Source organism: Acinetobacter seohaensis (assembly GCF_056431365.1).
Genome location: NZ_JBWKMK010000016.1, coordinates 124748 through 135895, shown reverse-complemented (window position 1 = coordinate 135895; position 11148 = coordinate 124748). Strand labels below are relative to the sequence as shown.

At 40.1% G+C, this 11148-nt stretch carries 13 protein-coding genes; 10 read left to right on the top strand and 3 right to left on the bottom strand.

All coding sequences use genetic code 11. The features are described from left to right. The first annotated feature begins 182 nt into the window (after positions 1-182). Positions 183-695, top strand: a complete 513-nt coding sequence (locus AC07E5_RS02310) for an outer membrane protein transport protein (protein WP_498624542.1) — start codon at positions 183-185, stop codon at positions 693-695. Positions 696-767: 72 nt separating this feature from the next. Here AC07E5_RS02310 and carO read toward each other — a convergent pair whose 3' ends face one another. Next, on the bottom strand, positions 768-1517 hold the full coding sequence (carO, locus tag AC07E5_RS02305) for an ornithine uptake porin CarO (protein ID WP_279185700.1): 750 nt from the start codon (positions 1515-1517) through the stop codon (positions 768-770). Between the two features lie 298 nt (positions 1518-1815). Here carO and dapD point away from each other — a divergent pair, with 298 nt between their 5' ends. The 5 genes from dapD to AC07E5_RS02280 all read left to right on the top strand — a co-directional run bounded on the left by dapD (position 1816) and on the right by AC07E5_RS02280 (position 5136). Further along, positions 1816-2637, top strand: a complete 822-nt coding sequence (gene dapD / locus AC07E5_RS02300; protein WP_131261166.1) for a 2,3,4,5-tetrahydropyridine-2,6-dicarboxylate N-succinyltransferase — start codon at positions 1816-1818, stop codon at positions 2635-2637. Between the two features lie 80 nt (positions 2638-2717). Beyond that, positions 2718-3428, top strand: coding sequence for a 7-carboxy-7-deazaguanine synthase QueE (queE, locus tag AC07E5_RS02295; protein WP_136144777.1), 711 nt, complete (start codon positions 2718-2720; stop codon positions 3426-3428). 89 nt (positions 3429-3517) lie between these two features. Continuing rightward, positions 3518-4189, top strand: coding sequence for a 7-cyano-7-deazaguanine synthase QueC (queC, locus tag AC07E5_RS02290; protein ID WP_498624541.1), 672 nt, complete (start codon positions 3518-3520; stop codon positions 4187-4189). A gap of 13 nt (positions 4190-4202) precedes the next feature. After that, complete coding sequence (locus tag AC07E5_RS02285) at positions 4203-4607, top strand: hypothetical protein (RefSeq protein ID WP_225543460.1); 405 nt, start codon at positions 4203-4205, stop codon at positions 4605-4607. A 70-nt stretch (positions 4608-4677) separates the two neighbouring features. Further along, entirely contained in the window at positions 4678-5136 is a 459-nt protein-coding gene (locus tag AC07E5_RS02280) for a peroxiredoxin (protein ID WP_096901114.1), read from the top strand. A 78-nt stretch (positions 5137-5214) separates the two neighbouring features. On the opposite strand, the gene AC07E5_RS02275 is transcribed toward AC07E5_RS02280, so the two are convergent. After that, a complete protein-coding gene (locus tag AC07E5_RS02275) occupies positions 5215-5787 on the bottom strand; it encodes a nicotinate-nicotinamide nucleotide adenylyltransferase (RefSeq protein WP_096901115.1) in 573 nt (190 codons plus the stop codon). 410 nt (positions 5788-6197) lie between these two features. Between AC07E5_RS02275 and AC07E5_RS02270 the strand changes: the two genes are divergently transcribed. Together AC07E5_RS02270 and AC07E5_RS02265 are read left to right on the top strand one after the other, a co-directional pair. Further along, entirely contained in the window at positions 6198-6998 is an 801-nt protein-coding gene (locus tag AC07E5_RS02270) for an enoyl-CoA hydratase-related protein (RefSeq protein WP_179989040.1), read from the top strand. A 151-nt stretch (positions 6999-7149) separates the two neighbouring features. Next, the gene (locus tag AC07E5_RS02265; protein ID WP_498624540.1) at positions 7150-7926 is read left to right on the top strand and encodes a nitroreductase family protein; all 777 of its coding nucleotides are present in this window, start codon (positions 7150-7152) and stop codon (positions 7924-7926) included. Between the two features lie 540 nt (positions 7927-8466). Here the strand turns inward: AC07E5_RS02265 and AC07E5_RS02260 are convergent. After that, positions 8467-8784, bottom strand: coding sequence for a YqfO family protein (locus tag AC07E5_RS02260; RefSeq protein ID WP_096901118.1), 318 nt, complete (start codon positions 8782-8784; stop codon positions 8467-8469). 264 nt (positions 8785-9048) lie between these two features. On the opposite strand from AC07E5_RS02260, the gene AC07E5_RS02255 reads away from it, so the two are divergent. Further along, positions 9049-10389 (top strand): deoxyguanosinetriphosphate triphosphohydrolase, encoded by a 1341-nt coding sequence (locus tag AC07E5_RS02255; RefSeq protein WP_104851741.1) that lies wholly within the window; start codon positions 9049-9051, stop codon positions 10387-10389. 129 nt (positions 10390-10518) lie between these two features. Then, a complete protein-coding gene (gene ruvA, locus AC07E5_RS02250) occupies positions 10519-11121 on the top strand; it encodes a Holliday junction branch migration protein RuvA (protein WP_178865673.1) in 603 nt (200 codons plus the stop codon). Positions 11122-11148 lie beyond the last annotated feature (27 nt).

Below are 11148 nucleotides of genomic sequence, written 5' to 3'. Positions count from 1 at the left end.
CAACAATACAAAAAATTTCTGTAAAATCGTACATGGTAGTTAGAGCCTTTGGGTTGTGTCGTAACTTTCTAAATGGCTCTAACTACCTTTTTTTCAAGGGCTTTTCTTATCCGTAATTCGGGTTAAATACTTACGAACATACGCAACACACGCTTTTAAATCTTGTGCCCGAAAATCAGAGCGTGGTAGAAACTCCACAATCTGTCAATGCACACTTACAAACAGCGATTTCGACACATAACCTCGTCTATGCAGATTTACGCTGGGTAAACTGGTCTGACTTTAGCATTCAACTGCCACAATTTAATGCGGTCATTGCTGCCTATGCACCGTATGTACCCGAAATTTCAGGTTATCAACTGATTTCCTACCCTAAAGACCAATGGTCGGCAAAAATAGGCTGGGCGCACCGTTGGACACCCACATGGGTCAGTTTTATTGAAAGCTCATGGGACTCTGGGACTGGCAATACTGTGTCTACACTCAACCCTTCAGATGGCTTTTCAAGTTTTGGAACAGGCGTGGTATATCGTGTAAATCAAAAAAATGAGATTACATTTGGCGCACATTATTTAAAGTTTAGAAAAGCCAAAATCAATACCAATACTGACAGTGCTGTGTCTTTTGCCTCGCTGGCAACGTCCAATAATAACAATGCCCTTGTTTATGGTTTACGTCTTGCCCATCGTTTTTAATATACACGTAAACCTACACAAATAAAAAACGAGCCGAAGCTCGTTTTTTGGTTTAGCTCAAGCTAATAGATATTACCAGTGGTAACTTACACCAAGTTTAGCAACTGGCATCCACTGATGCTTATCATCTGTACGGATTTTTTCTTCATCAGTAGCAATGTTATCTACAAGTGAACCACGTGTAGCATTATCTGGAGCTCCACCACTTACTAGCGTTAAGTTAGCTTCTGGGTTACCGGTGTAATATGCACCAACTTCACCAAACACACCCCAGTTATTGTTAATCTTTGGTGCAAAACCTAGACCTAAATACGGCGCAATGTCATTTTTATAACTCATTTTACCATTGATATGAGCTCCATCTGTACCCGCTGTAAAATCAGTATGGTTTACTGAGAAACCTTCTCCAGGCTTAACACGGCGGTCAAGGTCATATTCATTATCTACATAACCAACACCAGCAGCGACATAAACACCTTGAGCCCACTTACTTGGACTAGTACCCCACGGACGAATCTCAGCATTTAAATAGGTCAGATTATTGTCCATATCCATATCATACTTTGAGCCATTGACCGATAAATCATCCGACCAAGAAATATCGCCACCGTTATAACCCAGCGCTAAACCCACATACGGGTTTGCAGTCCAAAGCAATGCACCGCCATAACCTGTTGTTCCTACTTCAGCACGTACACCTGTTGGAATTAATTGGTTACGATCAAACGCATAGCCATCTTTTACCACAGCTGTATCTGCCATTGCAGAACCTGCAACTGCTGCCAATACCGAAGCGGCTAAAATTGTATGTAAAGTTTTCATTGTGTTTCTCCTCAAACTAAAACTTTTTGAATTTTCATTCGTTTTGTCATGAGAAAACTATAGAGCATGTTGCGGTCAGCTTTTATGCAAAATTTACCCCGTTTTTGTTATTTTTTGATACAAATTTATTCTTATTGTTTATTGCAAAAGCATTTATTTTCAAAACTTCAACAATTTAGCGCGCAACTTAACTTGTTTATCTTACTAAGGATAAATTCCAATCTGTTCCAATTTTTATCTATTCCTCACTCAATATAGTGTAAAATCTTTGGAAAATTTTTTTCTGGTAAGAACATCGATGTCTCAGCTTTCAACAATCATTGAACAAGCATTTGAAGACCGCGCTAATTTCAGCGCTGCAGATTGTCCCTCTGAAATTCGTCAGGCAGTTGAACAAGCAATTGCAGGTTTAGATAACGGCACATTACGCGTTGCTGAAAAAATTAATGGTGAGTGGATCGTTCACCAATGGTTAAAAAAGGCAGTTTTGTTATCTTTTAAACTCAATGATAACAAGCCAATTGAATCTTGCGATTTGCGTTTCTACGACAAAGTAGACACGAAATTTACAGGTTGGACTGACGAGCAATTCAAACAAGCAGGTGTGCGTGTTGTACCGCCAGCAGTTGCACGTAAAGGTTCATTCCAAGCCAAAAATGTGGTGTTAATGCCATCTTATGTCAATATTGGCGCTTATGTAGATGAAGGCACCATGGTTGATACATGGGCAACTGTAGGTTCATGTGCACAAATTGGTAAAAACGTGCATTTATCGGGTGGTGTAGGTATTGGTGGTGTACTTGAGCCACTTCAAGCAAACCCAACTATTATTGAAGACAACTGCTTCATTGGCGCACGTTCTGAAATTGTTGAAGGCGTGATTGTGGAAGAAGGTTCTGTCATTTCTATGGGCGTTTATATTGGTCAATCGACCAAAATTTATGACCGTGAAACTGGCGAAATCCATTATGGTCGTGTACCTGCAGGTTCGGTGGTAGTTTCTGGTAACCTACCTTCTAAATGTGGCACTTATAGCTTGTATGCTGCTATCATTGTGAAGAAAGTAGATGCGAAAACCCGTGCAAAAACCAGTTTGAACGATTTATTACGCGAAGACTAAACTTTTTTTAGTTTTCTCCATCTCTACGGCCAGCAATGACCGTAGGGATTTTTGTTTTTTTACATACTGTGATGAATTTTATGAATACCCTCCGATCTTCCGCTATTCCTGTTTCTGATCCGTCTGCGGGTTTACGCATCACGGAGATTTTCTATTCATTGCAGGGCGAAGCCAATACATCGGGCTTGCCAACCGTGTTTATTCGTTTAACGGGTTGTCCATTGCGTTGCCATTACTGTGATACCACTTATTCTTTTGAAGGTGGCGAACGTCAATCTTTAGATGACATCATCCAAACCACGCTAGAATTTAAAACACCGTATGTATGTGTGACGGGCGGTGAACCTCTGGCTCAACCGAATGCACTGCCACTCATGCAACGCTTGGCAGATTTAGGTTGTGAAGTGTCTTTGGAAACCAGTGGAGCTTTAGATATTTCTAAAGTGGATAACCGTGTGTCGAAGGTGCTGGATTTAAAAACCCCTGCATCGGGTGAAATGTCACGCAACTTATTATCAAATTTAGATTTTTTAAACCCACATGATCAAATCAAATTTGTGATTTGCAATCATGACGATTATCTTTGGGCGAAGCAGCAAGTTGAGCAATATCAGTTGCATAAAAAAGTCGATACAGTGTGGTTCTCCCCTGCATTTGCTGTCGAAAAAGGTGCAGTCGCCTTGCCACAACTTGCACGTGATTTGGCACAGTGGATTTTAGCCGACCATCTCCCTGTTCGTTTCCAATTGCAATTACATAAATTGCTTTGGAATGATGAAACAGGTCGTTAATCTCCTCACGAATCCCCATTCGTATTGACGTCAATCTTCACACTTTTGCTCAAGTTCTATCGCTATATTTTAAAATTTGGAGTTCAATTATGCGCCCTCGTGCCATTGTATTGTTATCTGGTGGATTAGACTCAACCACGTGTTTGGCATGGGCACAAGCGCGTTATGAATGTATTGCACTTAGTTTTATGTATGGTCAACGCTCGACTACAGAGCTAGATGCTGCATGTGCCTTGACTAAAAATGCAGGCATTGAGCATCGTGTGATTAATATTGATTTGGGTAATTTAGGTGGTTCTGCGTTAACCGATCACAGCATTGAAGTACCTGACCATGAGCAAGAAGGTATTCCTGTGACTTATGTGCCTGCTCGTAATACCATCTTCCTGTCTTATGCCTTAGCTGCAGCAGAAGTATTTGATGCAGAAGCGATTGTGATCGGTATCAATGCGGTAGATTATTCAGGTTATCCTGACTGCCGCCCTGAATTTATTGATGCTTTTGCCAATATGGCACGTCTGGCCACCAAAGTGGGTGTAGAAGGCAAACCGCTAAAATTTGAAACACCATTGTTACATTTATCCAAAGCAAATATTATTCGCTTAGGTATTGAACATGGCGTAGACTATAGTCAAACGGTTTCTTGCTACCAAGCAGATGACCAAGGACGTGCTTGTGGTAAATGTGACAGCTGTCGCTTACGCAAACAAGGTTTTGCCGATGCCAGTGTTGCAGACCCAACGCGTTATATACCGTCATAACAAGGTAAAGTGTATGAAAAATTTAAAATCAAACATTATGGTTTCTGCGATTATGTCTGTTGCTGCATTATTCGCAACAACGACACACGCAAATAATGACAAGTTGCAACAAGCATATAAAAGCACCAATGTAAAAGCAGCTTTAATTAATGTTTGTAAAGAAGAAACTGCAAAAGGCAAAAAACTGACTACAGCTGAAGTAAGCAAATATTGTACTTGTGCAGTAGAAGCAGATGGTAAATTAACCAACGCTCAAAAATGGGAAATTCAAAGCGCAATTAACCAGAAAAAGAGCCCTGCGACTTTAGCTTTTGTACAAAAGCAAAATAAAGATTTGCAAACTTGTTTTGGTCCTCAGCTTACAGGTAAATTAAAAACCTTAACTGAAGAAGCAATGAAAGCGGCTGAGAAAAAATAATTTTTCTTAACAATTTCAACTAGCCACTTTATGTGGCTAGTTTTTTATGTGCATGATTTTGGAGAAAAATATGAGCACGACAATTCAATTACCAAATCAAGCTTTTCCTGCAACCACAGGCGAAGTCAATTTAACCGAACTTGGTACAGATTGGTTAGTGGTGTATTTTTACCCGAAAGATTCTACCCCAGGCTGCACCACACAAGCTGTCGATTTTACTGCGCTAAAGCCACAATTTGATGCGCTTAATACCACCATCATTGGCATTTCGCGCGACTCAGTCAAAGCCCATCAAAACTTTACCGAAAAACAATCTTTAGGCATCAACTTGATTAGCGATAAAGAAGAAGTATTGTGTCAGTTGTTTGATGTGATTAAAGAAAAAAATATGTATGGCAAAAAAGTTATGGGCATTGAACGCTCTACTTTTATTTTCCATCAAGGTCAATTACTGAAAGAATATCGTAAAGTCAAAGCTGCAGGACATGCCGAGCAAGTGCTTGCGGATTTAACCGCTTTACAGGCTTAATTTTCAGCCTCTAAAAAAACACAATGTTCTGGATGATTGAAAGCTTTTTCAATCATCCTTTTTCATTTAAAAACTGGATTACTCCGTCAAATTACTGCTGTCCTGCTGCTGGTATTTGTCTTGTAGTTGACGATAAATTTCCGTGTTTTGAAATGCGGTTAAGAAATCAATTGTGCCTTGCGGGAAAAAATTAGGCTGTATTTCCCCACGATAATAAGCCTCACGTGCAGGCGTAGCAGACATGGCATCTTGCAAGCTGTCTAATTCTACCATCTCCCATTCAGGGAAAAACTTTAAATAATAAGACGAGTCATCTTTAAAATGCCCAATTAAACCAACACGATCTTGCGGTTGAATCAATTCACCGACTAAAGATTTGACTAGTTTTTGCCATTTTTCATCATTGTAGACATCTACGACATGCACAAACTTAATCCGTTCTTGCATCTCAGGTGAAAAGTTAGACAAAATCATCTGCTCACGTTCTTTGGCTAAAAACGGATTTTTTAAATTGCGCTCATTTTGTGCAGAACCTAATGCCAAAATCACATAATGACTACGTGCTAACGCAATTTGAATGGTTTGCAAATGCGCCAAATGAAATGGCTGAAAGCGGCCAATGAAAACCAAATAATCAAACGTATATTGCATAATAAATACGCCAATCCTAATTTTGATAACAACATGATGCTATCTGATACGCGGAAATGTCATCCACAACCTGCGTGGTATCAACTCATTATTGTTTTTGCAAGATAATAAATCAAAACAATAATTGGGCAGGTTTCGTGGATGACAAATGGTTTTGCCTACTTTTGCCAAAACAAAAGTAGGTCGAACCGAAGGTTAATCCTAAAATAGAATTAATAGACGTTAAGATTCCGCCTTGCTTATTCATTTTTTAAATGAACAACCCCAAATTCTAAATAAATTTCACATTGAATTAGGAACGCAAATCTCATCATTCACTAACTTTTTATGAACTCATGAGTTGTGCCAGCGCTGCGAATTTGCGACATAATGAGCCATAAATTCAAACCAATCAAAGCAAGGATAGTACGATGACACTGAGCTGTATTCAACAACCTCACCCACATTTGAATGCGAATTTAGACAATGGCGTACTGACTTTAGCCATCAACCGACCAGAAGCAAAAAACGCGCTGTATGGTGAATTATATTTGTGGATTGCACAAGCCTTAGATGAAGCAGATCAGTCCAACGCAGTACGTTGTGTGATTTTACGTGGTGCAGATGCAGACTTTAGCGCAGGCAATGACATGCAAGACTTTATGAAGTCTGCCGCACTTAAAGGACAACTACCTGCTGCCGAAGGTCCTCCATTCATCTTATTAAAATCTGCAGCCAAGTTTTCTAAACCGCTGATTGCAGCTGTACGTGGGGTGGCGATTGGCATTGGTGTCACAATTTTATTGCATGCAGATTTGGTGTATAGCGACAATACTGCCCTATTCCAAATTCCATTTGTGAGCTTGGGCTTATCGCCTGAAGGTGCATCAAGCAAACTTCTGGTAGAACAAGCAGGCTATCACAAAGCGGCTGAACTGTTGCTAACTGCACAAAAATTCAATAGCGAAACGGCATTATCGGCAAATTTAGTTAATAGCATTGAAACTGATGTCTATGCAACGGCGCAACAAAAAGCAGCACAATTGGCAGCTTTACCATTGGCATCACTTAAACAATCTAAAGCCCTCATGAAACATAATGTCAATGAAATTGTGGCGTGGATTGACCATGAAGCAGAGATTTTTATGCAACGTGTCGGTTCAGCAGAAATGATGGAAGCAGTGCAAGCCTTTATGCAAAAACGTAAACCTGATTTCAGCCAATTTAATTAAGCGCTGTTTAGCTGAAATGTACTTACACCCATTTCAAGTAAACTAGACGTTTTAAAACCACATTCATTTTGGCTGAATGTGGTTTTTTCTTTATTCGCCCCCATATTCTGCAATGTGCTATCAATCATTAAAAAAATTGAGGAAAATTGTAATGTCTAATCCAAATCCAGCCGATGTTAAAGCTGAAAAAAAAGAACGTTATTTTGAGCCTGCACCACAAGATATTGATATAGAAAACTTTAAAAAAGTCATTCAAAGCCGTCGTTCGGTGCGTAAATTTACCGACAAAGCCATTCCTGCAGAAGTATTGGATGATTGTTTAGATATGGCTTTATTGGCTCCAAACTCATCTAATTTACAACCGTGGACTTTTGTCGTGGTGCAAAATCCTGCCAAGAAAAAACAACTGGTTAAAGCCTGCTTAGGACAACTCGCTGCTCGTACTGCAGCAGAGCTAATCGTGTGTATTGCACGTACAGACCGTGTTGATGAAATGGCAAAAAAGAATATCAGCGAGTTCCCTTTTCCTGAAGCACCTGCTGCAGTCAAAAAATATTACAAGTTTATTCCTTATAACTACATGACTGGCTACTTAAACGCAGTAGGTAACTTTAAGAAAGTCGCTTTCAAAATTGCACGTAGTTTAGATAAACAATTACCTGTGACTGCATTTAACCCTGCAGATGCCAAACTTTGGGCAAGTAAAACTACAGCACTCGCCTGTGAAAATATGGTCTTAGCCCTTCGCGCACACGGTTTTGATAGCTGTATGATGGAAGGTTTTGATGAGCCGATGGTACGCAAACTCTTAAAACTGAATGAACAACAATTTCCAGTGATGGTGATTGCTGCAGGTGAACGTGCCGAAGATGGTGTCTTTTTCCCGCAATACCGTTTTGACCGTGACCTGTTTATTCAGAAAGTCTAGGGGTTGTTAACATTTCATAAATGGCTTGCGCTGTAGGCTAAAACTGAGCAGATTAGGCATGAAACGCAAGGAATAGCGGGACTATTGCCAAGTTTCATAACGTAATCTCAGAAAGTTTTAGCCACATGAGCAAGAACAAAGCGCTGCTTTGTTTGCTGCGCAAGGGGACGAGCATATTTTTTGCTGCTATTGCGTTATGAGTCAGTCATTTAGAATAACTAAATTTCCTGCCCCATGCCTTATATCAGCTAAAAAACCTTGCGAGATATATCTCTCACGTTGCAAACATAGATGAAGTGTCAACAGACCCTAATATTTCAACTGTACTTTTAAAACCTAGCCACATTTTGACTCGTGATAAGGCGACAAGGATGTCGCCCGTTAGACTGTGGTACAGGACGTACCATCAGTCTAACAGAGGGCTTTTGTTACTTTTCGCCCGTGAAAAGTAAAATCTATCTACGCAACTTATATTTGCCCCAATCCATATATGAGTGATCGTACAATTCTATTTTTCTTTAAAAATTGGTATTTAAGTCTTTAAAAATTAATATCTAAAAGTTGCATAAACTCAAAGGCAGGCTCTTCGTAAGGATGACTTGCCTTGAGCGCTTTTGCGACTGCCTGAGCATTTTGCTCAGGTACAATAGTTTCCACGCGCCACTCGGCAACGTGTTCCAAAGCATCTAACTCGCCAACAAACGGATTTGCTCCTTTGACAGGTTTAAATTGCCCTGTGCCTAAAACCTGCCATGCACAATGTTCATAATTGCCAATTCCACCTGCACCCGCTGCAAAAATAGCCAGTTTGGTTTCTTCAAGATGAGATTCAGGCACATAATAAATCAGTTTGAGCATATTTAAGCTTCGCTATCCATTTCACAATTAATTAGAAATTAGCATAAAAATTTGAGCATTGTTGCTATTTTGGCAACCTATACGCATCATCCAATCCTCAATTTATACAGTTCCCCAAAAAAACTTTAAAGTACGCTTCGCCACAAACTTATCCCCCATTTTGTATGAATTTAGATTTAAAAAGACAAGCCATGTCGCACGCCCCTAGAGCTTTTGTCATTTTTTTGGCATGATGCAAAACAAGCACATAGTGAATAATGATAAATGACTCAAATGCGTTGGTTAGAACTGCTTTCCACAGTTCGAATTGGTAGTAAAAAACAAAGTACAGAACAGGCGCGCAGCCCTTTTCATAAAGATTATGACCGTATTATTTTTTCGCAAAGTTTTAGACAGTTAAACCGTAAAACCCAAGTCCATCCATTGACTCAACACGATGGTATTCACACTCGCCTAACCCATTCTTTAGAAGTGTCTTGTATTGGACGTTCATTGGGAATGTTGGCTGCAGAAAAAATTAAAGATCACTTGCCTATGTGGATTTCCCCTGCCGATGTCGGTGCGATTATTCAAGCTGCTTGCTTGGCACATGATATTGGTAATCCACCTTTCGGGCATGCAGGCGAATATGCCATTCGTGAATGGTTTGATGATGCTTCACACGGCAATTTCCTCGCCAAACTCAGCGATGAAGAAGAAGCTGATGTCCGTCAGTTTGAAGGCAATGCACAAGGTTTACGTCTACTCACCAAAATTGACTATCATCCAAATGATGGCGGCATGCGTTTAACCTATGCCACTTTAGGCGCTTATTTAAAATATCCATGGCTCTCCAAAACCATTGCCGAACAAGGCAACCGCCCTGCCAATCAACGTGATAAGTTTGGTTGTTACCAAGCCGAAAAAGAAATTCTCAAACAAATTGCAGAACAGCTTGGTCTGATTCAATTGGGCGATTATCACTATTGCCGTCATCCACTGACATATTTATTGGAAGCAGCAGATGATATTTGCTATGCCTTAATTGATTTGGAAGATGGCATTATCTTAAACATGCTCAGCTATGAAGAAGTTGAACCGATCTTTTTAAACTTGATTGGTGACTACGGTATTCCAGCAGAACTGGCGATGGCACGTACCACATGGCAACAAAAAATTGCCGCTTTGCGTGGTCGGGTCATGAAGCGTTTGGTCGATGAAGTCACCACAGCGTTTGCCAAACACCATTTGGAAATTCTGATGGGACAGCTCAAAGGCAGTCTTTTACAGTATTGCTCAGCGGATATTGAAATTGGTATTAATCGCGCCAAAGACTTAGCCCGTGAGAAAATTTTCGAGCATCCGCAAAAAGCAGGACTGGAAATTATTGCGCATCAAAGTTTACAAAACATTTTGGATGCGTTTATTCCACTCACCACGCCACATAAAACCCTAAGTTTTAAAGAGCAGCGTTTAATGTCAATCTTGCAACGCTCAGGGGCAGATTTTGCGCATAATCACTATGACAATATTATGCAAGTCTTGGATATTATCTCTAAGTTTTCAGATCACCAAGCCTATAACTTATCGCAAGAATTACAAGGCAATAAGGTCGGCTTGCTATAATGAGTAATTTGCATATCAATACTTGTATCTAAATAGAAGTAGGATTTAAGCGCAGATTTTGCCTTTTGTGAAAATGCGCTCTACTATGCGAACAGCAACTTATTTTAAATTAATCAGTGAACCACAAATATGATCGGATGTCTTATTGGCGAAGTATTGGCTTTAGAAGCACCAACCGTGTTGCTGAATGTAAATGGTGTGGGCTATGAAATTGACACGCCACTCACCACATTTTGCCAGTTACAAAAGGGGCAGAAAATTACCCTGTGGACGCATTTAGCTGTGCGTGAAGATGCTCAATTGTTATATGGCTTTTTAGAAGCCCAAGAAAAAACCATTTTCCGTACCTTACTCAAAGTCAATGGTGTCGGCCCGAAAATGGCACTGGGTATTTTATCGACCTTGAGTGTCGAGTTACTGATTCACACCGTAGAACATGAAGATATTAACACCCTGATTAAAGTACCGGGTGTGGGCAAAAAAACCGCTGAACGCCTGATGATTGAATTACGTGATCGCTTTAAAGCCATGTCCAACGAAGTGAGCAGCAGCAATTCCACTGTGACCCAAATTCAGTTTACAGGCAATTCTGCTGTTGCCGAAGCCGAAGCCGCTTTACAATCTTTAGGTTATAAACCTGCCGAAGCACAAAAACTGATTAATGCAGTTAAGGCCGATTTTACTGAAGCCAGTGATATTATCCGTGCAGCATTAAAGTCGATGAATAAATAAAAGATGCCAACAAACCTAGCGTAAGTT

Coding starts and splice junctions, on each gene's coding strand:
- carO (WP_279185700.1), bottom strand. CDS start 1,517: ATGAAAACTTTACATACAATTTTAGCCGCTTCGGTATTGGCAGCAGTT.
- dapD (WP_131261166.1), top strand. CDS start 1,816: ATGTCTCAGCTTTCAACAATCATTGAACAAGCATTTGAAGACCGCGCT.
- queE (WP_136144777.1), top strand. CDS start 2,718: ATGAATACCCTCCGATCTTCCGCTATTCCTGTTTCTGATCCGTCTGCG.
- queC (WP_498624541.1), top strand. CDS start 3,518: ATGCGCCCTCGTGCCATTGTATTGTTATCTGGTGGATTAGACTCAACC.
- AC07E5_RS02285 (WP_225543460.1), top strand. CDS start 4,203: ATGAAAAATTTAAAATCAAACATTATGGTTTCTGCGATTATGTCTGTT.
- AC07E5_RS02280 (WP_096901114.1), top strand. CDS start 4,678: ATGAGCACGACAATTCAATTACCAAATCAAGCTTTTCCTGCAACCACA.
- AC07E5_RS02275 (WP_096901115.1), bottom strand. CDS start 5,787: ATGCAATATACGTTTGATTATTTGGTTTTCATTGGCCGCTTTCAGCCA.
- AC07E5_RS02270 (WP_179989040.1), top strand. CDS start 6,198: ATGACACTGAGCTGTATTCAACAACCTCACCCACATTTGAATGCGAAT.
- AC07E5_RS02265 (WP_498624540.1), top strand. CDS start 7,150: ATGTCTAATCCAAATCCAGCCGATGTTAAAGCTGAAAAAAAAGAACGT.
- AC07E5_RS02260 (WP_096901118.1), bottom strand. CDS start 8,784: ATGCTCAAACTGATTTATTATGTGCCTGAATCTCATCTTGAAGAAACC.
- AC07E5_RS02255 (WP_104851741.1), top strand. CDS start 9,049: ATGACTCAAATGCGTTGGTTAGAACTGCTTTCCACAGTTCGAATTGGT.
- ruvA (WP_178865673.1), top strand. CDS start 10,519: ATGATCGGATGTCTTATTGGCGAAGTATTGGCTTTAGAAGCACCAACC.